At 67.9% G+C, this 26926-nt stretch carries 29 protein-coding genes; 10 read left to right on the top strand and 19 right to left on the bottom strand.

All coding sequences use genetic code 11. The features are described 5' to 3' along the window. Positions 1-57 precede the first annotated feature (57 nt). Positions 58-1032 (top strand): sodium:calcium antiporter, encoded by a 975-nt coding sequence (locus C457_RS12785; protein WP_008095203.1) that lies wholly within the window; start codon positions 58-60, stop codon positions 1030-1032. 57 nt (positions 1033-1089) lie between these two features. On the opposite strand, the gene C457_RS12790 is transcribed toward C457_RS12785, so the two are convergent. From C457_RS12790 to C457_RS12800, 3 genes are all read right to left on the bottom strand, one after another. Continuing rightward, complete coding sequence (locus C457_RS12790) at positions 1090-2310, bottom strand: outer membrane protein assembly factor BamB family protein (protein ID WP_008095204.1); 1221 nt, start codon at positions 2308-2310, stop codon at positions 1090-1092. Then, complete coding sequence (locus C457_RS12795) at positions 2307-3662, bottom strand: PQQ-binding-like beta-propeller repeat protein (protein ID WP_008095205.1); 1356 nt, start codon at positions 3660-3662, stop codon at positions 2307-2309. The genes C457_RS12790 and C457_RS12795 overlap by 4 nt, the downstream gene beginning before the upstream one ends. Positions 3663-3819: 157 nt before the next feature. Further along, on the bottom strand, positions 3820-4221 hold the full coding sequence (locus C457_RS12800; protein WP_008095206.1) for a DUF5518 domain-containing protein: 402 nt from the start codon (positions 4219-4221) through the stop codon (positions 3820-3822). Between the two features lie 263 nt (positions 4222-4484). Here C457_RS12800 and C457_RS12805 point away from each other — a divergent pair, with 263 nt between their 5' ends. Further along, complete coding sequence (locus tag C457_RS12805; protein ID WP_008095208.1) at positions 4485-5774, top strand: tRNA (N(6)-L-threonylcarbamoyladenosine(37)-C(2))-methylthiotransferase; 1290 nt, start codon at positions 4485-4487, stop codon at positions 5772-5774. A 43-nt stretch (positions 5775-5817) separates the two neighbouring features. Here the strand turns inward: C457_RS12805 and C457_RS12810 are convergent, their stop codons facing one another. Next, positions 5818-6306 carry a GNAT family N-acetyltransferase gene (locus tag C457_RS12810; protein ID WP_008095210.1) on the bottom strand — a complete coding sequence of 163 codons (489 nt, stop codon included), beginning with the start codon at positions 6304-6306 and terminating at the stop codon, positions 5818-5820. 89 nt (positions 6307-6395) lie between these two features. On the opposite strand from C457_RS12810, the gene C457_RS12815 reads away from it, so the two are divergent. Next, positions 6396-6983, top strand: coding sequence for a S26 family signal peptidase (locus tag C457_RS12815; protein ID WP_008095213.1), 588 nt, complete (start codon positions 6396-6398; stop codon positions 6981-6983). Between the two features lie 15 nt (positions 6984-6998). Here the strand turns inward: C457_RS12815 and C457_RS12820 are convergent, their stop codons facing one another. From C457_RS12820 to map, 3 genes are all read right to left on the bottom strand, one after another. Next, entirely contained in the window at positions 6999-7934 is a 936-nt protein-coding gene (locus C457_RS12820) for a cation diffusion facilitator family transporter (protein WP_008095215.1), read from the bottom strand. An 81-nt stretch (positions 7935-8015) separates the two neighbouring features. Continuing rightward, positions 8016-8585, bottom strand: a complete 570-nt coding sequence (locus tag C457_RS12825) for an HIT family protein (protein WP_008095217.1) — start codon at positions 8583-8585, stop codon at positions 8016-8018. A gap of 92 nt (positions 8586-8677) precedes the next feature. Then, on the bottom strand, positions 8678-9568 hold the full coding sequence (gene map, locus C457_RS12830) for a type II methionyl aminopeptidase (protein WP_008095218.1): 891 nt from the start codon (positions 9566-9568) through the stop codon (positions 8678-8680). Positions 9569-9751: 183 nt separating this feature from the next. Here map and C457_RS12835 point away from each other — a divergent pair, with 183 nt between their 5' ends. After that, on the top strand, positions 9752-10453 hold the full coding sequence (locus tag C457_RS12835; RefSeq protein WP_008095220.1) for a metallophosphoesterase family protein: 702 nt from the start codon (positions 9752-9754) through the stop codon (positions 10451-10453). Between the two features lie 60 nt (positions 10454-10513). Next, positions 10514-12769, top strand: coding sequence for a polyphosphate kinase 1 (ppk1, locus tag C457_RS12840; RefSeq protein WP_008095222.1), 2256 nt, complete (start codon positions 10514-10516; stop codon positions 12767-12769). A 15-nt stretch (positions 12770-12784) separates the two neighbouring features. On the opposite strand, the gene C457_RS12845 is transcribed toward ppk1, so the two are convergent. The 3 genes from C457_RS12845 to C457_RS12855 are packed head-to-tail and all read right to left on the bottom strand — an operon-like array spanning position 12785 to position 15151. Beyond that, complete coding sequence (locus C457_RS12845; RefSeq protein WP_008095224.1) at positions 12785-13045, bottom strand: lipoyl domain-containing protein; 261 nt, start codon at positions 13043-13045, stop codon at positions 12785-12787. Positions 13046-13076: 31 nt separating this feature from the next. Further along, entirely contained in the window at positions 13077-14117 is a 1041-nt protein-coding gene (locus C457_RS12850; protein WP_008095226.1) for an alpha-ketoacid dehydrogenase subunit beta, read from the bottom strand. Next, positions 14117-15151, bottom strand: coding sequence for a thiamine pyrophosphate-dependent dehydrogenase E1 component subunit alpha (locus tag C457_RS12855; protein ID WP_008095229.1), 1035 nt, complete (start codon positions 15149-15151; stop codon positions 14117-14119). Before C457_RS12855 ends, C457_RS12850 begins: the two co-directional genes overlap by 1 nt. A 166-nt stretch (positions 15152-15317) precedes the next feature. Between C457_RS12855 and C457_RS12860 the strand changes: the two genes are divergently transcribed. Beyond that, a complete protein-coding gene (locus tag C457_RS12860) occupies positions 15318-15959 on the top strand; it encodes a dienelactone hydrolase family protein (protein WP_008095231.1) in 642 nt (213 codons plus the stop codon). Positions 15960-16008: 49 nt separating this feature from the next. Here the strand turns inward: C457_RS12860 and C457_RS20650 are convergent, their stop codons facing one another. Then, complete coding sequence (locus tag C457_RS20650; RefSeq protein ID WP_008095233.1) at positions 16009-16164, bottom strand: hypothetical protein; 156 nt, start codon at positions 16162-16164, stop codon at positions 16009-16011. A 122-nt stretch (positions 16165-16286) separates the two neighbouring features. Here C457_RS20650 and C457_RS12865 point away from each other — a divergent pair, with 122 nt between their 5' ends. Both C457_RS12865 and C457_RS12870 read left to right on the top strand, forming a co-directional pair. Further along, positions 16287-18098 (top strand): formate/nitrite transporter family protein, encoded by a 1812-nt coding sequence (locus C457_RS12865; protein ID WP_008095235.1) that lies wholly within the window; start codon positions 16287-16289, stop codon positions 18096-18098. Between the two features lie 115 nt (positions 18099-18213). Beyond that, complete coding sequence (locus C457_RS12870) at positions 18214-18846, top strand: DsbA family oxidoreductase (protein ID WP_008095237.1); 633 nt, start codon at positions 18214-18216, stop codon at positions 18844-18846. 63 nt (positions 18847-18909) lie between these two features. Here the strand turns inward: C457_RS12870 and C457_RS12875 are convergent, their stop codons facing one another. The 3 genes from C457_RS12875 to C457_RS12885 all read right to left on the bottom strand — a co-directional run bounded on the left by C457_RS12875 (position 18910) and on the right by C457_RS12885 (position 21469). Further along, positions 18910-19338, bottom strand: coding sequence for a DUF7522 family protein (locus C457_RS12875; RefSeq protein ID WP_008095239.1), 429 nt, complete (start codon positions 19336-19338; stop codon positions 18910-18912). Positions 19339-19419: 81 nt separating this feature from the next. Beyond that, complete coding sequence (locus C457_RS12880; RefSeq protein ID WP_008095241.1) at positions 19420-20355, bottom strand: oxidoreductase; 936 nt, start codon at positions 20353-20355, stop codon at positions 19420-19422. A gap of 85 nt (positions 20356-20440) precedes the next feature. Continuing rightward, on the bottom strand, positions 20441-21469 hold the full coding sequence (locus tag C457_RS12885; protein ID WP_004042661.1) for an isoaspartyl peptidase/L-asparaginase: 1029 nt from the start codon (positions 21467-21469) through the stop codon (positions 20441-20443). Between the two features lie 118 nt (positions 21470-21587). Here C457_RS12885 and icd point away from each other — a divergent pair, with 118 nt between their 5' ends. After that, positions 21588-22847 (top strand): isocitrate dehydrogenase (NADP(+)), encoded by a 1260-nt coding sequence (gene icd, locus C457_RS12890; RefSeq protein WP_008095245.1) that lies wholly within the window; start codon positions 21588-21590, stop codon positions 22845-22847. A gap of 54 nt (positions 22848-22901) precedes the next feature. Here icd and C457_RS12895 read toward each other — a convergent pair whose 3' ends face one another. The 3 genes from C457_RS12895 to C457_RS12905 form a co-directional block, all read right to left on the bottom strand. Then, the gene (locus C457_RS12895; RefSeq protein WP_049913576.1) at positions 22902-23357 is read right to left on the bottom strand and encodes a hypothetical protein; all 456 of its coding nucleotides are present in this window, start codon (positions 23355-23357) and stop codon (positions 22902-22904) included. A gap of 172 nt (positions 23358-23529) precedes the next feature. Further along, positions 23530-24033: a hypothetical protein gene (locus tag C457_RS12900; protein ID WP_008095249.1), complete on the bottom strand. Its 504-nt coding sequence runs from the start codon at positions 24031-24033 to the stop codon at positions 23530-23532. 232 nt (positions 24034-24265) lie between these two features. Beyond that, on the bottom strand, positions 24266-24610 hold the full coding sequence (locus C457_RS12905) for a cupin domain-containing protein (RefSeq protein ID WP_008095252.1): 345 nt from the start codon (positions 24608-24610) through the stop codon (positions 24266-24268). 126 nt (positions 24611-24736) lie between these two features. Here C457_RS12905 and C457_RS12910 point away from each other — a divergent pair, with 126 nt between their 5' ends. Beyond that, positions 24737-25276 carry a DUF5817 domain-containing protein gene (locus C457_RS12910; RefSeq protein WP_008095253.1) on the top strand — a complete coding sequence of 180 codons (540 nt, stop codon included), beginning with the start codon at positions 24737-24739 and terminating at the stop codon, positions 25274-25276. A 47-nt stretch (positions 25277-25323) separates the two neighbouring features. Here C457_RS12910 and C457_RS20360 read toward each other — a convergent pair whose 3' ends face one another. Together C457_RS20360 and hmgA are read right to left on the bottom strand one after the other, a co-directional pair. Next, the gene (locus C457_RS20360; RefSeq protein WP_156037882.1) at positions 25324-25473 is read right to left on the bottom strand and encodes a hypothetical protein; all 150 of its coding nucleotides are present in this window, start codon (positions 25471-25473) and stop codon (positions 25324-25326) included. A 211-nt stretch (positions 25474-25684) separates the two neighbouring features. Next, positions 25685-26896: a hydroxymethylglutaryl-CoA reductase (NADPH) gene (gene hmgA / locus C457_RS12915; RefSeq protein ID WP_008095255.1), complete on the bottom strand. Its 1212-nt coding sequence runs from the start codon at positions 26894-26896 to the stop codon at positions 25685-25687. Positions 26897-26926: the final 30 nt, after the last annotated feature.

Below are 26926 nucleotides of genomic sequence, written 5' to 3' on the forward strand. Positions count from 1 at the left end.
CATCGCGCGGTCGCCGGTGCCCAACATTGATTACTCGACTCCCGAGAACCCAGTACCATGCTCCGAGGCGGGCCGGTCGTTCAAATCGGCGTCATTTTCGTGTCAGTACTGGGGCTTTGGGTCGGCGCGCGGCTGTTGGTCGACGCCGCCGTCCGGTCGGCTCGGAGGTTCGGGCTCTCGGAACTTACCATCGGACTGACAATCGTCGCGATAGGGACCTCGACGCCGGAGCTCTCGGTCGCGGTCGACGCCGCGTACAAGGGTTTGGGCGACATCGCGGTCGCGAACGTCCTCGGTTCGAACATCTACAACCTGGCGTTCGTGTTGGGCGTCATCTCTCTGCTCCGGGTGATTCCGGTCGCGGAGTCGCTCGTCTATCGGGACGGCCTCGCACTGCTGGCGAGCACGCTCCTCGGCGGACTGGTCCTGTTCGACCTCCGGGTCACGAGGCTCGAAGGCGTCCTCTTAGTCGGGGCGTTCGTCGCCTACACGGCGTACCTGCTCCGGGGGTCCCAGTCAGACGGGGACGGCGCGACCGACCAGTCGCTCGGCGACGGCGGCGTGACCCGCCCGATAACCGAACGAATCGACTTCCCCGGACGAGACGCCGTGTTCCTCCTGGGCGGGTTGGGTCTGGTGTTGGTGAGCGGCGACTACATGGTGCTCGCCGCGTCGGGGTTGGCCCGTGGTGCCGGCGTCTCCGAGTGGGTCATCGGCGGGACAATCGTCGCGGCGGGGACGTCGACGCCGGAGTTCGCCGTCTCGCTGGTCGCGCTCCGACAGCGGAGTTTCGGGGTCTCGGTGGGCAACGTCGTCGGCAGCAACATCCTCAACATCACGGGCATCGTCGGCGTCGCGGCGGTCGCTAGCCCGCTCGCGGTGAGCGGGTCGGCGCTCGGAACGTTCGCGTGGCTCGTCGCGGTCACGCTCCTGATAGTCGCCGCGCTCTGGACGGGGCGGGTCCTGTCCCGCTTGGAGGGCGCTTTCTTCGCGACCTCCGAAGTCACCCGGTGGATACTGGGGCTCATCTGAGGGCCCCGGGAGTCCCCTGATGCGGTTCTTTCGGACGACCGCCCTCGCACTCTTCTGTTACTCGGCTCGCAACGCGACGAGCCGTCGCGGCCCGTCGTCGCCGCCGGATTCGAGTACGAACAGCGCGTCGCCCGCCGGCGTCGGGCCGGTCAGCGCGCCGCCCGCGAGTTCGTACCGCCAGCGCTCGGCCCCGATTCGGGTGTCGTCGAGGCCGACGCCGCCCCCAGCATCGTAGGCGACGACGCGGCCGTCGTCGCTCGTGTCCGAGACGAATATCGTGTCGCCGGCACCGGCGGGCGGGGCGAAGAAGTCGTCGCCGGCCTGCCACGCGGGCGACCCCTCGCGCCTGTCGAAGGCGTCGAGGCCGGTCCCGTCGGTCGAAAAGACGCGTCGAGGGCCGACGACGAGCGAACCGTGCGGGGAGGGGTGTTCGCGGTGCCAGTCCACCGCACCGGCGCGGAGGCCGCCTCTGAGCCGGGCGACGCCCGCGCCGAAGAAGCCGGCGAACACGTCGTTCGACTGGGCGACTGCGAGCGACTGCACGCCGCCGGGGAGTTTGGTTCGCCACTGCCCGGTCGCGCCGCGCTCGACGCCCTCGTCTTGGAATGTGAACACTTCGCCGCCCTCCGTGCCGGCGACGACGGTGTCGTACCGGGCCGCGAGGGACCGGACCGCGCCGAACACCTCCTCGCGCCACTCGACGGTCCCGTCGCTGGCGCGGACGCGGTAGAGGTTCCCCGCGGTGTCAGAGACGTAGAGGCGGTCGCGGTCCGGTTCGGGTCTGACGACGGGTGCCCAGACGCTCGACTCGGTCGGCGCGTGCCACGCTTCTTCGCCGTCGTGGGTGTACGCGAGCACGCCGGTTTTGGTCCCGACGTGGCCGATGTAGACGCGCTCCGAATCGACCGTCACCGACGAGCGGAAGCCGCTCTGGGGGTCGCTTTCGACCGACCACAGTTCGGTGCCGTCGGCGACCGAAAACGCTCGGAGGCGCTCGCTGGTCGCGAGGTAGACCGTCTCGCCGAACACGACCGGGCGCGCCAGTTCGATACCGTTGACCTCGACGCCCCACGACTCGCTCGGCTTCGAGGCCGGTCCGGTCGAACGGGGGTTGTAGCCAGTCCCCTCGGGCGAGAAGTACGGGTGCGGCCAGTCGGCGCGGCCGTCGCCGGTGGAGCCCTCGTCGCCGCCGACACAGCCCGCGAGACCGGCGGCCGCGCCGATTCCGAGGGCTCCGAGGAACGTTCGTCTGGATAGGTCCGCGTCGGGTTCCGTCACGACTCCGAACCTCCAGCGTCCGCGGCTGTCCTCGCGGTCGCGTTCGTCCCCGCAGCAGCGGTCGTTCCCGCGGTCGACGCGTCGGGGTCGGCGTCGCCGACGACGGTCAGGCTGAACAGGCCGTCGTCGCGGACGAGCGGGCAGAACACGCGCCGGTTGGTCGCGGCCAGCGAGTGGCCGACGTTGCGGCCGAGCGAAATCGACCAGCGCTCGCGGTCGCCGAAGAGGCCGCGGTCGCCGGTTCGATTCAGGGCGACGAGTTCGCCCTGCCCGGTGCCGACGTAGACCGTGTCGCCGACGATGCTCGCGGCGGAGACGGTCTCTCGCGGGTCGTACTTCCACCGCTCTTCGCCGGTCGCGCTGTCGAGCGCCCGGAGCGACCCGCGGGCGGCGTAGAGGCGCTCGCCGTCGAACGCGAGTCGCTTGTGGACGCCGCGGTCGTCCTCCCAGACCACGTCGCCGTTTCGCCGTTCGAGCGCGGCGATTCGGTCCCAGCCCGCGATGTACACCCGCTCGTCGCCGACGACCGGCGCGACGGGCTCGACCGTTTCGGTCGAGACCTGCCAGAAGGGGCTGCCGCCCGTGCCGAGGCAGTAGAGTCGCTGTCCCTCGGTGACCACGAAGAGCGAATGGAGGTTGACCGCGAGGGGACGCCGAACCGCGCCGAACAGCGACCGCGTCCAGTTGACTTCTCCGGAGTCGATGTCGACCGCGCAGACGCGCTCGTCGTCGAGGCCGAGAAACAGCGTCTCGCGGTCGTTGGAGAACGCCGGCGGCGTCTGCGGACGGCCCGGGAGTTCGATAGTTCGGAACAGCCGACCCGAACGGGCGTGGTAGAGCGCGAGCCGGTTCGGCCCGTGGACCGTCGTGCCGAGCGAGTAGACGACGCCGTCGAGGACGACGGGAGCGGTCCAACGCTCGCCCTGTGCGGCCCACAACTCCTCGCCGGCGGCCGGGGCGATTACTCGCATCGGGTCGCCGGGCGTGTAGCCCACTCCGTCGGCGACGACGGGCTCGGTGGAGTCCATCCCGAAATCGGGTTCGTATTCGATGGTCGGCTCGGAGATGGGAGTCCCCTCGCGGAGGTACGCGGTGTTGGCGTCGTCGTGGGCGTAGGTCCGCCAGCCGCTTTCGAAGCGGACGCCCTCGGCGGAGTCGTCGTCGGTCTGTTCGTCGCCGCCGAGGCAACCGGCGAGGCCGACGGCCGCACCCGACCCGAGTAGTCGAAGTACGTCGCGGCGGCGTGGAGAACCGACGGAAGACGGACTGTGAGCGGCGGACGAAGCGTCGCTGTCGGTCGAGCCCGAGTCGTGGGCGGAGGGCGAACCGGGCGGTGTCCTGCGGGAACGCATCTACCACAACTGCACAACACCGTGACAAGTAACTTTTCGCCGGGAGCGGTGGCGAGGGCGCGAAAGTGAGAGGGGGTGAAAGGAAGTGAAAGGGAGCGTGAGGGCGCGGGAGGAAGGCGAAACGCGGACGAAAAGCAGGAACCGGGGCCGAGTCGGCTCAGGCCGCGGGTCTGGTGCGGCGGGCAGCCGAGCGGTCGTGGAGCATGCTGCCGACCGCACCGCCGATAGCGCCGGGGATGCCCGCGAGGGCGATGACGACGACGGCCGCGGCGAACACGGTCAGGCCGAAGAACGCGCCCGCGAACAGGACGTTCATAATCACGAGGCCGATGGCGACGATAATCGCGCCCAGCGTCGTGCCGACGAGGCCGTTGAGCGCACCGTCGGCCATGCCGGTCGTGACGAGGTAGCCGGCGACGAGACCGCCGATGATACCCGTGAGGAGGTAGCCGACCGTGGGAAGCGTGACGTTCGTGAAGGGAACCGTGAGGCCTCCGAGGATGCCGACGACTACGGTCGCGATGAACCCGTAGGCGATGGCGCGCATGTTGAACTTCATAGCGAATCTAAATACAACTCTTGAGGTAATGAATTATATTCGTCCTCGGGCGGATGATACGGCCGACACGAGACTCATCGGCGACGGAGCGTCCGGTCGGTGCGACGCTCCGCCCACCGTGTTCGTCGGCGTTCGTTGGCTTGTCGGCATCCGCGTCGAGCGGGCGAAGCACTCGGGAGACGATATCACGGGCCGTGGACGCCGGCGGTCTCGGGGGAGACCGCGGCGTTTTTGCCCGCTGACCCGGTACGTGGGATAACCGAATGGCCCGATACCACATCGAGACATACGGCTGCACCTCGAATCGCGGCGAGAGCCGCGCCATCGAGAGCGCGCTCCGCGACGCCGGTCACTACCGCGTCGACGGGCCCGAGGAGGCCGATGTCGCCATCATGAACACCTGTACGGTCGTGGAGAAGACGGAGCGGAACATGCTCCGTCGGGCCAAAGAGCTGGAGTCGGAGACGGCGGACCTCATCATCACCGGCTGCATGGCGCTCGCGCAGGGCAACGACTTCCGTGAGGAGGGCATCGACGCCCAGATTCTCCACTGGGACGACGTGCCCACCGCCGTCACCAACGGCGAGTGTCCCACTCCCGGCCCCGGCGTCGAACCCGTCTTGGACGGCGTCGTCGGCATCCTGCCAATCGCCCGCGGCTGTATGTCGAACTGCTCGTACTGCATCACGAAGTTCGCCACCGGCCGGGTCGATTCCCCGTCGGTCGACGAGAACGTCGAGAAGGCGCGGGCGCTCGTCCACGCCGGCGCGAAGGAACTCCGCATCACGGGCCAGGACACCGGCGTCTACGGCTGGGACAAGGGCGACCGGAAGCTCCCCGAGCTACTGGACCGCATCTGCACCGAAATCGACGGCGAGTTCCGCGTCCGCGTCGGCATGGCCAACCCCGGCGGCGTCCACGGCATCCGCGAGGAACTCGCCGGCGTGTTCGCCGAACACGACAAGCTCTACAACTTCATCCACGCGCCGGTGCAGTCCGGCTCCGACGAGGTGCTCGAACACATGCGTCGCCAGCACCGCGTCGACAAGTTCAGAGAAATCGTCGAGACGTTCGACCGGGAGCTTGCGTACTGGACGCTCTCGACCGACTTCATCGTCGGCTACCCGACCGAGACCGACGAGGACCACGAGCGGTCGATGGAGCTGCTCCGCGAGATTCGCCCCGAGAAGGTCAACGTCACGCGTTTTTCGAAGCGCCCCGGTACCGACGCCGCCGACCTGAAGGGCCTCGGCGGGACGCTCAAAAAGGAGCGCTCCAAGGAGATGTCCGAGGCGAAGATGGACATCGTCGCCGCCGCCTACGACGAGATGGTCGGCACGGAGCGCGAGGTGCTCGTCGTCGAGGAGGGCACCGGCGATTCCGTGAAGTGCCGCGACGAGGCCTACCGACAGATAATCGTCCAGAACGCGACCGAACACGGCCTCGAACCCGGCGACTTCGCCCGCGTGAAGGTGACCGCCCACCAGACCGTCTACGCCTTCGCCGAACCGGTCGAGGCACAGCCCGACCCGCGCGAGCCCACCGCTGCCTAAGCGGTCGATTCCCCGCCGATTCCCCGCCGACCGCACTCGTTTCTCAGCGCTCGTCGCGCCCCCGAACGCCGTCCTCGCCGACCCGGAGAAACATCCCTTTGGACGCCGGCGCGGTCGGTTCGAACCCCCAGCGCTCGTAGTAGCCGTCCACGTCGGCCAGGAGGTTCACGAACGCCGACGGCGGGGCCTCGCGGTCGAGGTAGTCCACGAGCGCGTCCATCACGCGGGTGCCGAGCCCGCGGCCCTGATGGTCGGGGTGAACCGCCACGTCGACGACCTGAAAGACGGTGCCGCCGTCGCCGACGAGCCGACCCATGCCGACGACGCGCTCGTCCGAGTCGTCGCCGCGGGCCACGTCAGCGTCGCTATCGCGGTCACCGCCGTCGAAGACGACGCGCACGCCGAACGTCGTGTTCGGAACGCCGCGCTCGGCGGCCGCGAGCGACCGGGGAGGCATTCCGGCGGCGTCGCGGAGGGCGACGTACGTTTCGGGGTCGGGAAACTCGGTGACGAGGCGGTAGTCGTCGGTCACGATTCGACCGTCGCGCCGCCCGGTCCTAACGGTTTCTCTCCGCCGAACCCAGCAACAGATTGATAGCGACCCGCGGGGTGACAGCACCCGTGTCCGACGACAGCCCATCGGAGCCCCGAACGTTCGCGAGAGACGCGCTGGAGACGGTCGCTATCGTCGTCGCGGTCGGCGCGGTGCTCTTCGCGGTGAGCGGCGTGTGGCCCCCGATGGTCGCCATCGAGAGCGGGAGCATGCAACCCACGCTCGAACGCGGCGACCTCGTCGTCGTGACCGCGGAGGGTCGCTACGGCGGCCCCGCGGCCGACGACTACGGCGTCGTCACGGCCAACGCGAGCGAGGGCTACGGACGGCTCGGTGGGCCGGGCGACGTCGTCGTCTACGACGCGCCGTCGCACCCCACACCCATCATCCACCGCGCCGTCTTCTGGGTCGAGGAGGGCGAGAACTGGTACGACCGGGCCAACGAGTCCTACGTGAGCGGCGCGGACTCCTGTGCGGAGCTTCTGAACTGTCCCGCGCCGCACGCCGGCTACGTCACCCGCGGGGACAACAACGACTACTACGACCAAGCGCAGGGTATCACCGTGCCGGTCCGCCCCGACTGGGTGCGGGCGAAAGGCCAGTTCCACGTGCCGTACCTCGGAGCGCTACGGCTGGAAGCCGAGAAACTGTTCTGAACACCCCCCGACGCGTCAGCGACCGTCGCCGCCGTCGGGCGAGAACATGGTGTAGCGGTCCGTCTCGTCGTCTTCCTTCCACTCGCCGAGTTCCCGCGGGTCGATGTGGACGAACACGTCGTCGACCTCGTCGATGTTCCGAATCGCCTGGACGACCCACGTCTCGATGTCGTGGGCCTCGGTAATCGTCATGTCGCCTTCGACCTCGATGTGGAGGCTCACGTCGATTTCGGGGCCGACGTAGTGGGCGACCACGTCGTGTGCGCCGTAGACGTCGGGGTGCGACAGGGCGGTCTGGACGATGAGCGCCCGGAGGTACTCCGGCGGGGCGGCCCCGACGAGGTAGTTCACGTTGTCGCGGACGATTTCGTAGCCGGTGTAGACGATGCCGATGGAGACGACCATGGCGGCCAGCGGGTCCAAGATTGGGTAGCCGAACTGCCCGCCGATCACGCCGACGAGCGCCGCCCCAGCGGTGAGGATGTCGTTTCGGTTGTCGACGCCGGCGGCGACGAGCGCGGGCGAGTTCTGCTCGCGGCCGACCGAGTAGCAGTAGCGGTAGAGGACGTACTTGGCCGCCGCCGCGACGACGAGGACGACGACGCCGAGCATCCCCGCGTCTCCGCCGTAGGCTCCGGCGAGGATGCTGGACGTGCTCTGCCAGAGAATCGCCCCGCCGGCGGCGAAGATACCGACCGCGACGAAAAGCGAGATGAACGGCTCGATGCGCTCGTGGCCGTGGGGGTGTTCCCAGTCCGGCGGCTTCGTCGTCAGGTAGAGGCCGCCGAGGATGATGGTGCTGTAGACAACGTCCGCGAGGCTGTTGACCGCCTCGGACCCGAGGGCCAGACTCCCGGTCGTCCACCACACGCCGCCCTTCCCGAGGACGAGAAGCAGGTTCGCCACGAGGACGACGAATCCGACTCGACGGATGGCCCGCTTTCGCTCCATTACCGTGGCTTTCGGGAGTGGGGTTCAAATGCGCTTCGGGCCGGAGCGGCCCATTAGATGCACTTGATGCGAGTTTTAGAGTCAGTCTAATCCGAAGTGAACCGCGTCGTCGTCGCCGTCGACGACCGCGCCGTCGAGGCCGGCGAACGCCTCGTGAAGTTGGTCGTAGGAGTCGTCGAGGGCCTGCACGAGCACTTTCGTGTCGGAGATGACCGGCATGAAGTTCGTGTCGCCGCTCCACCGCGGGACGACGTGGGTGTGGAGGTGGTCGTCGATGGAACCGCCGGCGGCCGACCCGCCGAGGTTCTCGCCCGCGTTGCAGCCGTCGGGGTCGAAGGCGGCGTCCAACGCGGCGAGCGTCTTCGATTTGAGCCGCGCGTGGTCGAGGAGCTCCGCGTCGGAGAGGGCGGCGAACTCGCCGGTGTGGCGGTACGGGATGACCATGACGTGGCCCGGCGCGTAGGGGTAGTTGTTCAGGAGGACGAACGAGTGCGGGGAGCGAGCGACGATTTTGCTCTCCCTGTCGTCGTCGCGTTCGGGGAGCGCACAGAAGGGACAGCGGTCGTCGTCCGGGTCGTCGGCGTCGGCCGCGTCTTGGTCGTCGTCGCGGGCGACCCACTCGATGCGCCACGGGGCGAACAGTTGGTCCATGGCGGCCCAACGGGACCGGACGTGCAAGCCGTTTCGGTCTCGGAGCGGTCGATACCGACCTCGAGCCCGACGCCGACCCCGACTTCGTCCGATTACCGCGTGAGGTTCTCGTAGCCGTCTTCGGTGACGATGATGGTGTCTTCGGCCTGTCCGACCAGCGCGCCCTCCTCTTCTTTCAGGACGGGGTAGCCGCGCAGGATGCCCTGTTGTTCGAGCCGGCGGATGGCCATCTCGGAGCGGCCGCCCTCGAACCAGCGACCCGCGAAGGGGAGCAGTTTGTACTTCTCGCGGACCTCGTCGAGCAGTTTGCGCGACATGCGGTCGCGGACCGAGCGGTCGTTGACGAGGCTGTAAATCTCGTTTTTCGAGCCCTCGGTGACCTTGCCGGAGCCGTCGGTGGCGAACGGTTCGATGGCGACCACGTCGCCGACTTCGAGTTCGACGCCGCGCTCTGCGCCGCGGTTCGGGATGGTCGGGTCGGTGTGGGCGTCCCACTGTTCGACGCCGTGGCCCGAGAGATTGAGGACGGGCGTGTAGCCGTAGCCGCGAATCGCGTCCTCGATTTCCGCGCCGATTTTCCCGGTGTGTGCGCCCGCTTCGACCATGTCGAGGGCGGCGTCGAGCGCCTCTTCGGCGGACTCGACGAGTTCGTCGTTGCCCGAGAGGTCGACGGTCACGGCGGAGTCGGCGATGTAGCCGTCGACGTGGACACCGACGTCGAGACAGACCATGTCCTCGCCGAACACGGTGTCGTCGTCGCGGCCGGGGCTGGCGTGCGACGCCTCCTCGTTGACGCTGATGTTGACCGGAAAGGCGCAGCCGTCGGCGAGTTCGCGGATGCGACCTTCGGCGTACTCGGCGACTTCGAGGTGGGTGACGCCGGGTTCGACCATCTCGGCCGACTCGTCCAGCACCGTGCGCAGGACCTCCCCTGCCTCTCGATACTTCTCGACCGTCTCGTCGTCGAGGGGTCCGATGCTCATGGTCGCGACTTCGCGGCCGCGCCGGAAAGCGATTGCGGGATGGCCGGCGACTGAGCGCGGGCCGCCGCAGCCGACTCGGACACCATGCGAGACAAACGCTCTCACGTCTATATAGCACAACATTCCGAAACTAGCAACCCTTTCTTAGGTAGCCGTGCTCAGAAACAGGAGAGAACGTTTCCAATGAGTGTCCCATCCTTCCATCCCGACGTCGCCGAGCAACACCTTCGAGTCGACATCGACGACTGGGACGACGTGTACGTCGTCGGCGACGTACACGGGTGTCTGCCGGCGCTCGAACGCCTCGTCGATCGGCTCGACCCGTCCGAGGACGACCTCGTCGTCTTCGTCGGCGACCTCGTGCGGAAGGGGCCGGACAGCAAGGGCGTCGTGGACTACGTCCGCGAGCGCGACAACTTCCTGACCGTCCGCGGCAACAACGAAGAAAAGCTCATCCGGGGCACGAAGGAGATAGACGCGCTGACCGACGACGACCTCGAGTGGATTTCGAACCTCCCGGTCGCCATCACGTGGGACGGGGCCATCGTCGTCCACGGTGGCATCCATCCCGAGAAACCGCTGTCCGAACACGACATCGACGCCCTCGAAAACACCCGGGCGATGAACCCCGGCGACAGCTACGACGGCCCGTTCTGGTTCGAACACTACGAGGGCCCCGAGCGCGTCTTCTTCGGCCACACCGTCATGGCCCACCCCGCCGTCTTCGAGCACGCGATGGGTCTCGACACGGGCGCGGTCTACGGCGGCGCGCTCACGGCCTACGACCTCCGCGCCGACGAACTCGTCGCCGTCGAGTCCGAGGTCACCCACGAGTCACGCAAGGACTCGAAGATTCTCGAACCGCGCCAGCCCGCGCTGGTCTGAGCCGCGCCGGGGCGGAGGCGGCGAACTAAAGGTCGCCGCCGAACCATCTCCTCTCAGCACATGTCCGACGACGAGGCTCGCGGCGGCGACTCGCAGGCCCGGCAGAGTCAGACGACCGCGCCGGTCCGCGTCCGCGAGCGCGGAGACGGCGAGTCGACCTCAGCCGACGCCGACCTCACCGACCCCGCGCTGTACCTCAACCGCGAACTCAGCGAACTCGCCTTCCACGAGCGCGTCCTCCACGAGGCGGTCGACGACCGCAACCCGCTTTTCGAGCGCGTCAAGTTCCTCTCGATTCTCACCTCGAACCTCGACGAGTTCTTCATGAAGCGCGTCGGCGGCCTGAAACAGCAGATGGCCGCCGGCGTGAGCGAACTGTCGCCCGACGGTCGGACGCCGAGCCGACAGTGGTCGCTCGTCCTCGACCGCGCCCGCGACCTGCTCGACCGGCAGTCGGCCTGCTTTCACGACCTCGTCCGACCCGCGCTCGCCGACGCGGGCATCGAAATCGTCGGCTACGACGACCTCGCGCCCGACGAGCGGGCGGCGCTCCGCGACTACTTCGAGGCCTCGGTCCTGCCGACGCTCACGCCCCTGACGTTCGACCCGGCGCACCCGTTCCCGTTCATCTCGAACCTCTCGCTGTCGCTCGCGGTCCGGACGACCGAGGGCGACGACGAGCCGACGAAGTTCTCGCGGGTCAAGGTCCCCGGCAACCGCCCGCGACTCGTCAACGTCGACGAGCGCGTCGGCGACGCGGACGGGGCGACCGTCGCCGATGCCTCCACCACCGAATCCGCCGGCTCAGCCGCTCCGGTAAGGTTCGTCCCGCTCGTGGCCGTCATCGAGCGCAACATCGAACTCCTGTTTCCGAACGTCGACGTCGTCGACACCTCGGCGTTCAGGGTGACGCGGAACGCCGAGGTCCGCCGGAACGAGGAGGTCGCCGAGGGCCTCATCGCCACGATAGAGGACGTGCTCCGCCAGCGTCGGTTCGCCACGGTCGTTCGGCTGGAAGTCCAGTTGGGCACGCCCGAGGCGGTCCGCGACCTGCTCGCGGAACAGCTCGACGTGGACGACCCCGAGGTGTTCGAGCGCGACCTGCCGCTGGACTACGGGGCGCTCACGTCGCTTTTCGACCTCGACCGCCCGGAACTCGAAGTCGAGCCGTGGACGCCGCAGCCCCACCCGCGGTTCGCCGGGCGCTCCGCCGACGACCCCGAGTCGGTGTTCGCCGAAATCGCCCGGAAGGACGTGCTCGTCCACCACCCGTACCACTCGTTTACGGGCACGGTGGGAACGTTCCTCGCGGCCGCCGCGGCCGACCCGGACGTGCTGGCCATCAAAGCCACCATCTACCGGACCGCGCCGGACTCCGAGGTCATCGAGACGCTCATCGAGGCCGCGAAGAACGGCAAGCAGGTCGCGGTGATGGTCGAACTCAAAGCGCGGTTCGACGAGGAGAACAACCTCCGGTGGGTCCGCCGCCTCGAAGAGGAGGGCATCCACGTCGCCTACGGCACTATCGGGCTGAAAACCCACTCGAAGACGGCGCTCGTCGTCCGCGAGGAAGACGACGAGGTGCGACTGTACTCCCACGTCGCCACCGGGAACTACCACTCCCAGACGGCGAAGCTCTACACCGACCTCGGGCTGTTCACGACCGACCCCGACATCGGTCACGACCTCGTGCGCCTGTTCAACTTCTTCACCGGCCACTCGCGGCAGGAGACCTACCGGAAACTGCTGGTCGCGCCGACGAACCTCCGCGAGGAGATGACTCGGCTCGTCCGCCGGGAGGCCGACCACGCCCGCGCCGGCCGCGACGCCCGCATCGTCGCCAAGATGAACTCCCTCGAAGACCCCGCGATGGTCCGCGAACTCTACGAGGCGTCGATGGCGGGCGTCGATATCGACCTCGTGGTCCGGGGCATCTGCCGGCTCAGGCCCGGCATCGAGGGGCTCTCGGAGAACGTCTCGGTGTCGAGCGTCGTCGGGCGGTTCCTCGAACACTCGCGTATCTTCTACTTCGAGAACGGGGGCGAGCCGGACTACTACGTCGGTTCCGCGGACTGGATGACTCGCAACCTCGACCGTCGGGTCGAGGCCGTCGCGCCCGTCGAGGACCCCGAGCACCGCGCGGAACTCGACGCCGTCCTCGACGCGCTCCTGTCGGACAACCGCCGGCGCTGGGTGATGGACGCCGACGGTCGGTACGAACAGCGCCGACCCGGCGACGACGAGCGGGTCAGAGAGGCCCACCGAGAGCTGATGGACCGGGCGTTCGGCGAGGCGTACCGGGCGGGCGACGACTGACCAAAAAAGACCGATTCAGGCGCTCGGTTGCACCCGCGCGAGCACGTCGCCGCGGTCGAAGTCGCCTCCCTCGGCGACGAGTATCTCCGTGACCGTCCCCGTCGCCGGCGCGGCCACGTCGATGCTCACCTTCTCGACCTGTATCTCGCAGAGCGTCTCGCCCTCGTCGACCGCCGAGCCCTCGCGGACGAACCAGTTGGCGAGGTAGCCCTCGACCACGTCGTCCGCGTCGTCGGGCCAGACAGACGCCGAATCGACGTCGATGGCGTCCGTCATGCGCGACCTCCGTCTGGTTCCGACGCTCCCGTCATTCGTGGAGTTCGCGGACGGCCGCCGCGATGTCCTCGGTGCCGGGGTTGACTTCGTCTTCCAGCGAGCGGGCGTAAGGAATCGGCACGTCCGGGATGGCGAGACGCTTGACGGCCGAGAGGTCGTCCAGCGCGCCCTCGGCGGCCCGCGCGATGATTTCCCCCGTCACGCCGAACGACTGGTAGTCCTCGTCGACGACGAGGAGTTTGCCGGTCTTGCGGACCGAGTCGAGCACCGTCTCGGTGTCGAGAGGCACGAGCGTCCGGAGGTCGATGACCTCGGCGTCGATGCCGTCGTCGTCGAGCTGTTCCGCGGCCTCCATCGCCCGGTGGACGTGCAGGCCGAGGGTGACCACGGTCACGTCGTCGCCGGGGCGCTTCACGTCCGCCTCGCCGAACGGAATCGTGTAGTCGTCCTTGGGAACCCCAGTCTTCGGGCCCGAGGGCGAGGGCATCCAGCCGAGGCCCATGAGGCGCTTGTGGAACATGTAGACGACCGGGTCGTCGTCGCGGATGGCGCTGTGCATCAGCCCCTTGGCGTCGTAGGCCGTCGAGGGGACGACGACTTTCATCCCCGGCAGGTGGGCGAAGGTCCCGTAGAGCGTCTGGGAGTGCTGGCCGGCGTCGTTGTAGGTGCCGCCGACGGCCGTAGTCAGCACCATGGGGACGGAGAACGACCCGCCGCTCATGTAGGTGTTCTTCGCCATGTTGTTGTAGAGCTGGTCCATGGCGACGCCGAAGAAGTCGACGAACATCAGTTCGGCAATCGGGCGCATGCCGGCCTGTGCGGCCCCGACGGCCGCGCCGAGGTAGGCCGTCTCGCTGATGGGAACGTCCATCACGCGGTCGCGACCGAACTCGTCCAAGAGGCCCGTCGTACTGGAGAAGATGCCGCCGTAGTCGGCGACGTCCTCGCCCATGTAGAACACCTCCTCGTTCTCGCGCATCTCCCACGCGATGGCTTCCACCATCGCCCGGCTCATGGTCAGTTCGCGGTCCGTCTCGGTCGCCTCCGTGTAGTCTCGTGATTCGGTCGCCATCAGTTGTCACCTCCCGTCTCGTCGGCGTCACCCGACGCGTCTGTCGCGCTCCCGCCGTCCGTCGCCGCCTGCGCCGGCGGGTTCGTAAACACGTTCTCGTACGCCTCCTCCGGGTCCGGTTCGGGCTGTTCTTTGGCCCACGAAATCGCCTCCTCGACCCGCTCGTGGGCGCGCTCGCGAATCTCGTCGAGTTCGTCGTCGGTCACGCCGTGCGAGCGGAGGTCCTCGGCGAGTCGCTCGATGGAGTCGCGCTGTTTCGCGCGGTCGATGTCGGCCTCCGGGCGGTACGCCTCGGCGTCGCCCATGAAGTGACCCATCCGGCGGTGGACCTGCACCTCGATGAGCGTCGGCCCGTTGCCGTCGCGGGCGCGCATCACGGCCTCGCCCGCGGCCTCGTAGACCGCCGTGGCGTCGTCGGAGTCGATGCGGACGCCCGGCAGGTCGAAGCCGGCGGCGCGCTGTGCGCCGTTCTGCACGTCGGTCACGCGGTCTTTCGGCATGCTGATCGCCCAGTCGTTGTCCTCGACGACGAAGACGACCGGGAGGTCGTGGACCGCCGCGAGGTTCAGCGATTCGAGGAAGCCGCCCTGGTCGATAGCGCCCTCGCCGAGGAAGGCGACGGCGACCGAGTCGGTGTTCCGCTTTTTCGCGGCCATCGCCGCGCCGACCGCCGGCGGACAGCCCTGCGCGATGATGCCCGAACACGCGAAGTTCACGTCGGGGTCGAACAGGTGCATGTGGCCGCCCTTCCCGCGGCACAGCCCCGTCTTCCGGCCGAAAATCTCGGCCGTCATGCGCTTGAGGTCGACGCCCTTCGCGATGGCGATGTGGTGCGGTCGGTGCGGCGCGGTCACCGTGTCGTCGTCGCGGAGGTGCATGCAGACGCCCGCCCCGGACGCCTCGTGGCCGGCCGCGAGGTGCAGTTCGCCGGGAATCGGCCCCGCCGAGATGTCGAACGCCGGCTGTTTGCCGACGAGGTACTCGTCCACCAGTCGCTCCTCGTAGTGCCGAGCGGTCACCATCTGCTCGTACATCGTCTGTAGGTCGGTAACACTCACCATGGTTGGCGTCCGGGTGTACTCCCGTAGAACTATTAACATTAATTGTGTAAGTCATGACCATCAGAACGAGCGGACTGCGGATTCACGCGAAGCGACGGGTCGAGACAGGTCTAAGCCCGACTCGAGCGTATCGTCTCGTATGAACGACACGACCGCGAACCTCGTCTCGATACCCGTCGGCGACGCGGTGCTGGAGGGCGACCTCCGCGTTCCGTCCGGGGCGTCGGGACTCGTGGTGTTCGCCCACGGCAGCGGCAGCAGCCGCAAGAGCCCGCGGAACACCTTCGTCGCCGAGGTCATCCGCGACCGCGGGCTCGGGACGCTCCTTTTCGACCTGCTCACGGAGTCGGAAGACGAGACGTACGAGACGCGGTTCGACATCCCGCTTCTGACCGAGCGACTGCTCGGCGCGACCGAGTGGCTCCGCGGCCGCGACGACGCCGCCACCCTCGACTACGGCTACTTCGGGTCGAGCACCGGTGCGGCGGCGGCGGTCCTCGCGGCGGCCGACCTCGGCGACGACGCCGGCGCGGTCGTCTCTCGCGGCGGGCGCGTCGACCTCGCGGAGTCGCGGCTCGGCGACGTGACGGCACCGACGCTGTTCGTCGTCGGCGGTGCCGACGAGCCGGTTTTGAGCCTGAACCGCGACGCGTTCGACCGACTGGACTGCGAGAAGTCGCTGGCGGTCATCGACGGCGCGGGCCACCTGTTCGAGGGGCCGGGCGAACTGGACGAGGTGGCCGACCTCGCCGCCGACTGGTTCGAGAGCCACCTCGGCTGAGGGCGTCGCCCGCGGTCGCCGGCGACCACGGAGCGGCGGGTCGGGACGGTCAGCGCGAGAACTTGCGGTCCTTCGCGGGGTCTTCGACGACGACCCACCAGCGGACGTCCTCCTTGGGGTGGCGGCGCTCGACGTGTTCGTCGAGTCGCTCCCCGGAGTCGAAATCGCGGCCGCAGCGGTTGCAGCGGTGGTGTCTGTTGGCCATGGGTACGGATACGCCGTCGATGCTGATCAACATATATGGGTGGCCGCTTCCGACGCGACCGAACTGTTGTAGACGGCCTGAACCGGTACGTTTAGAACGGTTTATTCGAAAAACACCGCTCAATGACAGAACCCGAGTCGACGGAGCTCGACGAATCCGTTCGCGAGGCCGTCGAACGGTCACGAAGCGGCGCGCCGGCGGTCGGTTCGGTGGTTCGAGACCGGTTTTCGTCCGACGAGGTGTTCCAGCGCATCGTCGCGGCCGCGGACGAGGAGATAACCTCCGGCGCGCGGGAACTGTTCTTCAGCGCCCTCGCCGCGGGCTTCGCGATTACGATCACGTTCCTCCTCTACGTCTCGATGAAAGCGTCCACCGGCGGCGACCCGGTGTTAAGTGCGATGCTCTACCCGCTCGGGTTCATCTACATCATCATCGGGGGCTATCAGCTCTACACCGAGAACACGCTCCCGCCGGTCGCGTTGACGCTGGAGCGGTTGGCCAGTATCCCCGCGCTCTTGCGTAACTGGGTCGTCGTCCTCGCGGGGAACCTCTTCGGCGGGACGCTCGGTGCGGCCGCCCTCGCCTTCGGCGGCGTCCTCTCGCCGGAAGCCGCGAACGCGGCGCTCGAACTCGCTCAGAAGGGCGTCGAGACGCCCTGGTGGAGTCTCTTCTTCAAGGCCGCGTTCGCCGGCCTCATCGTCGCCGGCGTCGTCTGGGTCACCTTCGCCGCCCGCGACACCATCTCTCGCCTCGTCGTCGTCTACCTCGCGTTCCTCGCGGTTCCGCTGGGTGGCCTCTTCCACGTCGTCGTCTCCTACACCGAGATGGTCTACCTCGTGATGAACGGCCAGCTGGCGTTCCTCGTCGGCTTAACCGAGTTCGTCGTCCCCGTGCTGTTGGGCAACACCTTCGGCGGCGTCGTCCTCGTCACCGTCGTCAACTACTTCCAGACGACGGAAAACCGGTTGGAATCCGCTCGCTTCGAGGGGGCGAAACGACAGCTCTCGGTTCGCGAGTGGGTGCTGGGTGGGCTCGCGGGACGGTCGTACGTCCCGCTCATCGAGACCGAAGAGGGAACCGAAGACCACCCGGACTCCTACCGGGTCGTCGTCCCCATCGCGAATCCGCGGACCGAGTCGCACGTCGTCGAACTCGCCTGCGCGCTCGCGAAGTCGAAAGAGGACGCTATCGTCGATATCGTCCACGTGGTGCAGGTCCCCTCGCGCGTCTCGCAACGCTACGGTGCCGCACAGAACCAGCGGATTATCGCACACTCCAACGAGCAGCTCGAAGACGCTCGCGAACGCGCTGCCGGCTACGATATCGAAGCCCGGACGTCGACCGTCGTCTCACACCGCTCGTTCGAGGAGATATTCACCGTCGCCCGACGCAAAGACGCGGACCTCGTCGTCATGGGCTGGAGCAACGACCGAATCTGGGCGGGGGGACGTGCAGAGCGGACGATGAGCGAGTTGACGAGTCGCCTGCCCTGTGATTTCCTCGTCCTCAACGACCGGAACTACGACACCAGTCGACTCCTCTTGCCGACGGTCGATAGCGCCCACTCGGCGCTCAGCGCCGAAGTCGCGAAATCCCTCCACTCGACCGTCGGGTCGGAGGTGACGCTCCTTCACGTCGTCGACGGCCCGGACGACCGCGAACGGGGCGAGGCGTTCCTCTCCGACTGGGCGACCGAACACGGCCTGCAGGACGCGGCGCGAATCGTCGACGATTCCGGCGACATCGAACGAGCCATCGCCGACCGGGCCGACAGCCACTCGATGGTGCTGATGGGAGCGACCGAACGGGGCCTTCTCACTCGACTCCTGACCGACTCGCTGCACCTCGACGTGGTCAACGACACCGACCACGCGGTTCTCTTGGTGGAGCGCGCCACCGACCGAAGCCTCAGGCAGCGTCTGTTCGGACGCTGAGGCGGTCGGCTACTCTCCTCGCGGCCGTTCGCTCTCTGCAACTCAGTAGCGTCGGCATTCGAACTGGTCGCCCGCGACCGCGCCGTTTTTGTAACCGTAGGAGAGACAAATACGCATGAGTTCAGACGCCGACCAGGCGATAACGGTCTACTCGGACTACGTGTGTCCCTTTTGCTACCTCGGGAGGCAGTCCCTGTCGCAGTATCAAGAGACGAGAGACGAGGAACTCGATATCGACTGGCATCCGTTCGACCTGCGGAGTCAGAAGCGCCGCCCCGACGGAAGCATCGACTTCTCGGTCGACGACGGAAAAGACGAAGACTACTACGAGCAAGCGAGGCAGGGAGTCCGTCGGTTACAAGAGCGGTACGGCGTCGAGATGAACCTGGAACTCGGGACCGACGTGGACTCGCTTCCGGCGCAAATCGTCTCGTACTACCTGAAGGAACACGCCGACTACGAGACGTGGCTCGCGTTCGACGAGTCGGTCTTCGAGGCGCTCTGGCAGGACGGCAAAGACATCGGCGACGAGGCGGTACTCGTCGAACTCGCCGAATCGGTGGGCGTCGACGGCGAGGAAGTCACGTCCGCGCTCGACGACGAAACGCTTCGGACCGAAGTGCGCGAACGATTCAGTGAGGCCCAGCGACACGGCGTCACCGGTGTCCCAACGTTCGCGTACGAGGGCTACGCCGCGAGAGGTGCAGTTCCGCCGGAACAGCTAGCGCGACTCGTCGAGGGCGCGTAGACACCGGACGACCGACCAACGAGACCGACAGCGCTCGAAGAGTCGTCGCGCCCGCCGGCCGGTTCACCCGGCGGTGTTCGTTTCGAGCATCCGACGGAGCGCGACTTCCATCTCCTCGAACTCCGAGAGTTCGAGTTCGTCGGTGGTGACGATGACGCCGCGGTCCCCGGCGACGACGCGGCCGACGAACCCGTCCGAGAAGACGCGAAGGGTGAACTCGTACTCGCCGAACTCCGGACGCTCGCCGTTCCTGCCGGCGTTGTAGGTCTCCTGTGGTCCGAACCCGGTGCGCTCGCTCTCGACGAGTTCGGATTTGGCCGCGCGCGCCGCGGCCTCGTCGCCGCCGTAGAGGTCCCGCCGGACGTACAGTACGTCGAAATCGTCGCGGGTGAAGTGGACGATGCTTCGGAGAGAATCCCCGAGGGTCGTTCGGCAGGTGGAGACGAGGGCGTCGGCGACGCTCCCGGTGATTGTCGGCGTTGATTCGGTCACAGGAGTAGATAGCACGCCACAGTATTTGGCCGCCTCGCCTCTCTCACCACCCGGTTGCCGCGCCGCTCGGCCCGGCGCGGTTCAGGCCAGTCGGAACCGCGTGTCGGTGAGTTCCGCCGAGACCTCCCAGAGCCGTGCGGCAGTCTCCGGGTCTCTGGCGCGGTCGCTCGGCTCCGCGATGCCGGGGTTGCCGCGCATGCCGAACAGCCCCTGCGGGCCGACGTACTCCCCGCTTTCGACGGCCGGCGACGTGGCGGCGTACAGAAGCGGGAGCGCGCCCATCTCGGCCGACTGGGCGAATATCGCGTTGCCGAGTTTGCTCATCCAGTACCGGAGTGTCGACCCGGACGCCTCGGGGCCGCGGAACTGGAGGTTCGTGTCGGCGTAGCCGGGATGTGCGCCCACGCTCAGCACGTCGTCGATGCCCGCGGCGGTCAGCCGGCGGTCGAGTTCGAACGCGAAAAGCAGGTTCGCGAGCTTGCTCTGGGCGTAGGCGTCCCACTCGTCGTAGTCGCGTTCGCCCTGCAGGTCGTCGAAGTCCATCCGGCCGCGCTCGTGGAGGCCGCTCGACATCGCGACGAGTCGCGTCTCGCCGGGCGTGTCGCGGAGCGTCGGAAACAGGCGGGCGCTCAGGACGAAGTGACCGAGGTGGTTCACGCCGAACTGCGTCTCGAAGCCCTGTGCGGTCTCCCGCCGGGGAATCGCCATCACGCCGGCGTTGTTGCAGAGGGCGTGTAACGCCCCGTGTTCGGCGGCGAACTCGTCGGCGAACCGCCGAACCGAATCGAGGTCGGCGAGGTCGAGTTCCGAGAGGGTCAGCGAGGCCGCCGGCACCGAGTCGCGGATGTCGGCCATCGCGTCCTCGCCTCGGTCGAGGCTCCGGCAGGCCATGACGACGTGCGCGCCTTTCTCGGCGAACAGGCGCGTCGCCTCGAAGCCGAGGCCGCTGTTCGCGCCGGTGACGATGACGGTCTTCCCCGAGAGGTCGGGAGCGTCGGCCGCGGTCCAATCGCTCATGGGGAACTGCAAGGACCGAACCGAGTAAACCGTGGCGGCGACCGCCGGCGCGGCCGGGCGAGCGGTCGCAGACGCTCGATTGAGACTACTTCGACGCGGTGCTGGTCTGCATCCCGTCGGAGTTGTACGCCGAGCCGAAGCCCTCGTCGTCGAGGAGGATGATCCCCGCCGACGACCCGGTGAGTTCGCCGAACTCCTCGATGGCGAGGTCGGCCGCGGTCTGGGCGTCGCAGCCGCGTTCGAGGTGGCCGACCGCCCTGCGAGCGAGCGTCACGCGCGCGATGTCTTCTCCCGCTCCCGTGGTCGACGCGCCGCCAGCGGGGGAGGCGTAGAAGCCCGAGCCGATTTGGGGTACGTCGCCGACGCGGCCGGCGAGGGCGAACCAGCGGCCGCCGGTCGAGGTCGCGGAGGCGAACGTCTCGCCGTCGGTGGCGACCGCCCCGACCGTGTCGTGACCGGGAAGGCGAACATCGTGAGCCGAGCGGTCACTGCTTGCTGAGGTTCCCTCAGAATTGTCGTGGCCGGGCAGGCGAACGTCGTGAGCCGAGCGGCCACTGCCTGCCGAGGTCTCCTCGGAACTGTCGTGCGCCGGCAGATAACCGTCGCCCGCCTCGGCCGTCGGGTCGCTCGTGCTACCGCCGAATCGGTCGGCCAGCCACGCGAGGTGTTCGCTGGGCGAGCCCTCGGGCGCGTCCGCGTTCGCCCAGCGCTCGCGGGTCTCGTCGGTGAAGAGGTCGACGCCGGTCTCGACGCCCGCGTCGGCGGCGAAGTCGACCGCCGGCTCGCCCGTTAGGAGGACGTGCGGGGTGTCTTCGAGGACCGCGCGCGCGACGGAGACGGCGTGTTCGACGCCCTCCATGCCGGAGGCCGCGCCGGCGCGTCGGTCGCTCAGCATGACGCCCGCGTCGGTGCGGACGACGCCGTCGGACTGGACCGCGCCGCCGACGCCCGCGTTGAACCGGTGGTCCGATTCGAGGACGCGGACTGCGGTCTCGACCGCCGAAAGCGGGTCGGGTTCGCTCGCGCCCGCGTCGGCCGCGTCGTCCAGGACGGCCTGTCTGGGTTCCGGTTCGCCGGGGATGCCGCCGGCACCGCCGTGGAGGATAATTCGCATACGAGGGTGTCTTCGGAGCGCGGTCCTAAACGTATCGACCGACGAATAGAGCGATACTTGCACTTCGCCGTCGATAACGGCAGGACTTTTACACCGCACTGGAAAACCCAAATTGTTCATGAGCTACGACCAGATTGAGGTTCCGGACGACGGCGAGAAAATCACGGTCGACGAGGAGACGGGCGAGCTCTCCGTCCCCGACAACCCGATTATTCCGATCATCCACGGCGACGGAATCGGAACGGACGTCGGCCCCGCCGCACAGAAGGTCCTCGACGCCGCCGCCGAGGCGACCGGCCGCTCTGTCTCTTGGATGCGCGTCTACGCCGGTTCGTCCGCCCGCGACAAGTACGACGAGAACCTCCCGGAGGACACGGTAAGCGCCATCCGCAACCACCGCGTCGCAATCAAGGGCCCGCTCACGACACCCGTCGGTGCCGGCTTCCGCTCGCTCAACGTCGCGCTCCGCAAGAAGCTCGACCTCTACGCGAACGTCCGCCCGACCTACCACCTCGACGGCGTCCCGTCGCCCGTGAAGAACCCCTCGGCGATGGACATGGTCACGTTCCGCGAGAACACCGAAGACGTGTACGCCGGCATCGAGTGGGAAGCCGGCACCGACGAGGTCCAGAAGGTCAAGGAATTCGTCGAAGAAGAGATGGGCGCGGACGGCGTCATCCACGACGGTCCCGTCGGCATCGGCATCAAGCCCATCACCGAGTTCGGGACGAAGCGCCTCGTCCGCGAGGCTATCGAGTACGCCCTCGAAAACGACCGCCCGTCGGTCACGCTCGTCCACAAGGGCAACATCATGAAGTTCACCGAGGGTGCCTTCCGTGACTGGGGCTACGAACTCGCAGAAGAGGAGTTCGGCGACGTCACCATCACCGAAGACGAACTGTGGGAAGAGTACGACGGCGAGCGTCCCGAGGACAAGGTCGTCGTCAAGGACCGCATCGCCGACAACATGCTCCAGCAGCTTCTCACCCGCACCGCCGACTACGACGTCATCGCCACGATGAACCTCAACGGCGACTACATGTCCGACGCCGCCGGCGCGCAGATCGGTGGTCTCGGCATCGCCCCCGGCGCGAACTTCGGCGAGGGTCTCTGCCTCGCAGAGCCCGTCCACGGCTCCGCGCCCAAGTACGCCGGCCAGGACAAGGTCAACCCGACCGCGATGATTCTCTCCGGCCGCCTCATGTTCGAATACATGGGCTGGAAGGACGCCGGCAAGCTCATCCGCGACGCCGTCGAGAAGACCATCTCGGACGGCGACGTCACCTACGACCTCGAACGCCAGATCGAGGGCGGCAACAAGCTCGCCACGAGCGAGTACGCCGACAAGGTCGTCGAGAATATTCAGGAACTCGCGTAAGCGAACACACCACTTCTCTCTCGCGGCATCGACGCCGCAGTTCTTTCGCGCCGACTACAGTCGATTCGGGTCCCGCCAGCGCTGAATCCGGTTCCACAGGGGGCGGACGAACCCGAAGACAACCGCGCCGGCGGTGTCGGCGACGATGTCGACGCCCGTGTCCTCCAAGTAGACAGAGCGGGGCCACTCGACCCAGAAGCCGGTGAACAGACGCTCGTACACCTCGAACCACGTGCCGATGGCGGCGACCGCCATCGGGAGGACGACGAGGAGCGCGACCCGCGAGTGGAGCAGGCGGGGGTTGAGGACGTAGAGGACCGCCGCGACGCCGAACCCGGAGGCGGCGTGGACGAGGATGTCCCACCACCAGATGCGGGTGTAGAGAAACAGCGCCATGCTCGTGAAGTGCGTCGCGGTGACGGCGCCTCCGAACACCGCGACGGCGGCCATCTCTCGGGGGCGTTCTTCCCACCCCGCCAGCACCATCTCGTCCCAGGTGCGCCTCAGCATGCGCGAGGGGGTGCGCGGGTCGCGCCGAGTACGGTGTGGAGGTTCGGTGCCGGGTCTTCTGCGAGCGGAGGCATAGACGAGAGATAGGACATCATCAATATGTACGTTTTCCCGACGAAGCAACACGTTTGGGGTTAAATTAACCACCTCGACGGGAGCATCGCGTCCAGAGTCAGCGGTTCGACGGGGAGTCGTCGTCCGCCTTCTCGCCGCCGTCGGAGCGGAGGTGACCGGCGCTGCGCGGCGAGTCGCCGCGGGGGGAATCTGCCCGCGCCCGCGACCTGAGGACGCCCTCGACGAGGACGAAAAAGCCGAGGCCGCCGACCACGTCGACCACGAGGTCAATCGCGGTGTCCTCGAGGTAGTAGGCCATCGACCAGCCCCACCAGAAGTCCTTGAACAGGTACTCGTACACCTCGAAGCCCGCGCCGATGGCGAGGATGACGCCGGCGACAACCACCGGGGCGCGATCGCCCCGGAAGGTCCGCGGGAACACGAGGAACAACACGCCCGCGACGCCGAAGCCCGAAAGCGAGTGGGTGAGCACGTCCCACCACCAGATTCTCGTGTAGATGTCGTAGGCGAGCCCGCCGAAGTGGAGCGCGCTGACGACCGCCGCCCAGACGCCAACGAACACCCACAGCCACGGCTCGCGTGCGAGCTTCGAGTGACTCATGGTCGCCCGCTGCTCGGCGGGGTATCCGGGGTGTTCGGCGCGCCGGGCGCTATCCATAGAGGAAGTACGCGGGGGAAGGGCATAGTTAGGGACTACCGTCTATCGGATGGTGACACCGGACTGATAAATGCTTTCTCCTCATGTGTTTCGAACGAAACGTTCCGGGACTCGTTCGAGAGACCCCACCCCGACGGCCCGTCAGGGAGATTCTAACGGGGGGTCGCGCTCGGCGTCAGTCCAGCCACGGCGGGTTGTCCCGCGGCGGCGAAAACACGTCGATGCCGACGACGGTCTCGTCGCCGCGGTTCTCCGCGCCGTGGAGTTCGCCGCCTGCGAGCGAGTAGGCGTCGCCGGGACCGACGACGAGTTCCTCGCCGTCGTCGCCGACGAGGAACGTCAGTTCGCCGGCGACGATGTAGCCGACCTGCTCGTGTGGGTGGTCGTGAACCGGGACGGCCGCGCCGGGTTCGATGCGGAAGTGCTGGACGTTCATCTTCTCCCCGCCCGCGAGGAGCGAGAGGGAGACGCCGTCGGCCGCCTCGGCGGACGGCGCGTCGTCGAGTGAAACTCGGTCCATGGTGGCAAGCCACAGGGAACGGGGATAAATCCGCCGGGGAGGCGCCGCGGGGGTCGTCACCCGCGAGGGGTTCACGGTCGCTTCCGCTCCCGAACGTTCAAATCCGACGCCGCGGAACATCGGCGTATGTACGCGGTCGTGGGGTGTACGGACTGCGCGAACATGTGGCTCCTTTCGGACCCCGACGGGTCGAAGACGGCGACGTGTCCGCGGTGCGGCAGGCGACACCAGACGAAAAAGCTCCGGCGGTTCTTCGAGTCCGATGACCGGGACGCCGCGCGGCAGGCGCGGTCGGCGCTCTTGGCGAAGAAACACGGCGACAGCGAGGCGTTCGCGCAGGTCGAACACGTCTCGGAGCTCGACCGGCGGGTCGAGGAGTCGGGCGTCGACGACCGCGAGTACCTCGAAGGCTCGGGACTCGACGCCGACGAGGTGTTCGAGGCGGGCGAGGCCGCCTCTCGCGGTCGGAACTCGTCGGCGGCGTCGCCCGACCGCCTGACGGTCGTCCGCGAGGCGGTTCGGGATGGCGACCGTCCGACCGAGGAGGAAATCGTCGCGACTGCGGTCGAACGCGGCGTCCCGGACGACCGCGCCCGCGACCTGCTCGACAAACTCCGGCGGCGCGGCGAGGTGTCGGAGTCGCGGGGCCGACACCGACTGGTCTGAGCGTCGCGGCGGGCGACCGGTACAAAGGGGCCGCGAGCGCGTCCACCTCAGAGCGCGCCGAGCAACTTCGCCACGGTCAGCGCGGAGGCGACGACGCCGAGGGCCAACTTCACCAGCCTGAGCGCGAGCGCCAACCGCCGCGCGTCGTCGTAGTCGTCGGGCGATTCGGGGTCGGTACTGCGTGTAGAGAGTGGCATGGGAGGGGATGGGTTGTGGACACGCCCGCGGGTGCTGCCCGACGGACGCGTTTTCATCGTTTCCGCGGAAACGGAATAAACGCGAGCCACGGGTGCGGGGTGAAAGTGAAAGTGGACGTCGATGACTGAATCCGTCGATACAGGTCTGTGGGAAGCGAATAACGGCTGTTTAGTCGTCTCCGACAGCGGTGAAACTGAAACCGGGTTCGGATTACCGGCCGAGTTCGGCGTGGGCGCTGGAGAGGTGCCGCGAGGCGAGCGCGGAGAGGAGCGAGAGTTCGCCCGCGAGGGAGCCGACGGCGATGCATTCGGCGAGGGCGTCGGCGTTGGAGCCGGCGGGGTCGCCGCCGCCGCTGACGCCGAGGATATCGAGGCCCTCGGACTGCGTCGGGAGCTTCGTGCCGCCGCCGACGGTGCCGACTTCGAGGGAGGCGATAGAGACCGAGACGTAGAGGTCGCCGTCCTGCACCTCGGCGGTCGTGATGGCGTTCGCGCCCTCGACGACCTGCGCCTCGTCCTGTCCGGTGGCGAGGAACATCGCGGCGACGACGTTGGCGACGTGGGCGTTGAAGCCGAGGCTCGCGGCCTTCGCGGAGCCGACGAGATTCTTGCGGGTGTTGAGTTCCGCGACCGCCTCGGGCGTGGTGTGCAGGCGCGCTTCGACGACTTCGCGCGGGATGCGCACGTCGGCGGTGACGCTCCGTCCGCGCCCCTCGACGGCGTTGATTGCGGCGGGCTTCTTGTCGGTACAGAGGTTGCCCGAGAGGGCGACGAGTGAGGCGGTCGTCTCTTCTTCGACGACGCCGCAGGCGGCCTCGGTGGCGATGGTGGCCATGTTCATTCCCATCGCGTCCTTGGTGTCGTAGCGGAACCGCAGGTAGACCGAGTTGCCGACGACGTACGGCGTCACGTCGAGGAGTTCGCCGTGGTTCGTCGTCTCCTCGGCGGCTTCCTTCAGCGCCGCGAAGTTGTCGCGGGTCCACGAGACGAGCGCCTCGGCCTCGGCCACGTCGGCGACGCGGAACACGGGCGCGCGGGTCATCCCGGACTTGAGGACGCGAGCGGTCGCGCCGCCGGCGCTGTTGATGACCGAACAGCCGCGGTTGACCGACGCGAGGAGCGCGCCCTCGGTGGTCGCGAGCGGGAGGTACTTCTCGCCGGAGACGGAGCCGCCGTCGACCGAAACGGGGCCGGCGACGCCCATCGGCACCTGAATCGCGCCGACCATGTTCTCGATGGCCGACTCGGCGGCTTCGGCGGGGAAGCCGTAGTTCCCGACCGCGTCGAGCGACGCGCCGGACTGCGATTCGACGAGCAACCGGCGCGCCTCGGCGGCGGTGTCGGCGTCGGCGTGCGCTTCGAGTTCGTGGAGGCGGAGTTCGCCCTCCCGAACGCGGTCGGCGAGGGACGCGGCGTCTGTCATGCTCCGACGTTTTCCGCGCCGGCCCTAACG

This window comes from Haloferax prahovense DSM 18310, from assembly GCF_000336815.1.
Lineage (GTDB): Archaea > Halobacteriota > Halobacteria > Halobacteriales > Haloferacaceae > Haloferax > Haloferax prahovense.

Excerpts from the sequence above, each read along its gene's own strand:
- C457_RS12785 (WP_008095203.1), top strand. The coding sequence starts at position 58 with ATGCTCCGAGGCGGGCCGGTCGTTCAAATCGGCGTCATTTTCGTGTCA.
- C457_RS12795 (WP_008095205.1), bottom strand. The coding sequence starts at position 3,662 with ATGCGTTCCCGCAGGACACCGCCCGGTTCGCCCTCCGCCCACGACTCG.
- C457_RS12800 (WP_008095206.1), bottom strand. The coding sequence starts at position 4,221 with ATGAAGTTCAACATGCGCGCCATCGCCTACGGGTTCATCGCGACCGTA.
- C457_RS12805 (WP_008095208.1), top strand. The coding sequence starts at position 4,485 with ATGGCCCGATACCACATCGAGACATACGGCTGCACCTCGAATCGCGGC.
- C457_RS12820 (WP_008095215.1), bottom strand. The coding sequence starts at position 7,934 with ATGGAGCGAAAGCGGGCCATCCGTCGAGTCGGATTCGTCGTCCTCGTG.
- C457_RS12825 (WP_008095217.1), bottom strand. The coding sequence starts at position 8,585 with ATGGACCAACTGTTCGCCCCGTGGCGCATCGAGTGGGTCGCCCGCGAC.
- map (WP_008095218.1), bottom strand. The coding sequence starts at position 9,568 with ATGAGCATCGGACCCCTCGACGACGAGACGGTCGAGAAGTATCGAGAG.
- C457_RS12835 (WP_008095220.1), top strand. The coding sequence starts at position 9,752 with ATGAGTGTCCCATCCTTCCATCCCGACGTCGCCGAGCAACACCTTCGA.
- ppk1 (WP_008095222.1), top strand. The coding sequence starts at position 10,514 with ATGTCCGACGACGAGGCTCGCGGCGGCGACTCGCAGGCCCGGCAGAGT.
- C457_RS12845 (WP_008095224.1), bottom strand. The coding sequence starts at position 13,045 with ATGACGGACGCCATCGACGTCGATTCGGCGTCTGTCTGGCCCGACGAC.
- C457_RS12850 (WP_008095226.1), bottom strand. The coding sequence starts at position 14,117 with ATGGCGACCGAATCACGAGACTACACGGAGGCGACCGAGACGGACCGC.
- C457_RS12855 (WP_008095229.1), bottom strand. The coding sequence starts at position 15,151 with ATGTACGAGCAGATGGTGACCGCTCGGCACTACGAGGAGCGACTGGTG.
- C457_RS12860 (WP_008095231.1), top strand. The coding sequence starts at position 15,318 with ATGAACGACACGACCGCGAACCTCGTCTCGATACCCGTCGGCGACGCG.
- C457_RS20650 (WP_008095233.1), bottom strand. The coding sequence starts at position 16,164 with ATGGCCAACAGACACCACCGCTGCAACCGCTGCGGCCGCGATTTCGAC.
- C457_RS12865 (WP_008095235.1), top strand. The coding sequence starts at position 16,287 with ATGACAGAACCCGAGTCGACGGAGCTCGACGAATCCGTTCGCGAGGCC.
- C457_RS12870 (WP_008095237.1), top strand. The coding sequence starts at position 18,214 with ATGAGTTCAGACGCCGACCAGGCGATAACGGTCTACTCGGACTACGTG.
- C457_RS12880 (WP_008095241.1), bottom strand. The coding sequence starts at position 20,355 with ATGAGCGATTGGACCGCGGCCGACGCTCCCGACCTCTCGGGGAAGACC.
- C457_RS12885 (WP_004042661.1), bottom strand. The coding sequence starts at position 21,469 with ATGCGAATTATCCTCCACGGCGGTGCCGGCGGCATCCCCGGCGAACCG.
- icd (WP_008095245.1), top strand. The coding sequence starts at position 21,588 with ATGAGCTACGACCAGATTGAGGTTCCGGACGACGGCGAGAAAATCACG.
- C457_RS12895 (WP_049913576.1), bottom strand. The coding sequence starts at position 23,357 with ATGCTGAGGCGCACCTGGGACGAGATGGTGCTGGCGGGGTGGGAAGAA.
- C457_RS12900 (WP_008095249.1), bottom strand. The coding sequence starts at position 24,033 with ATGAGTCACTCGAAGCTCGCACGCGAGCCGTGGCTGTGGGTGTTCGTT.
- C457_RS12905 (WP_008095252.1), bottom strand. The coding sequence starts at position 24,610 with ATGGACCGAGTTTCACTCGACGACGCGCCGTCCGCCGAGGCGGCCGAC.
- C457_RS12910 (WP_008095253.1), top strand. The coding sequence starts at position 24,737 with ATGTACGCGGTCGTGGGGTGTACGGACTGCGCGAACATGTGGCTCCTT.
- C457_RS20360 (WP_156037882.1), bottom strand. The coding sequence starts at position 25,473 with ATGCCACTCTCTACACGCAGTACCGACCCCGAATCGCCCGACGACTAC.
- hmgA (WP_008095255.1), bottom strand. The coding sequence starts at position 26,896 with ATGACAGACGCCGCGTCCCTCGCCGACCGCGTTCGGGAGGGCGAACTC.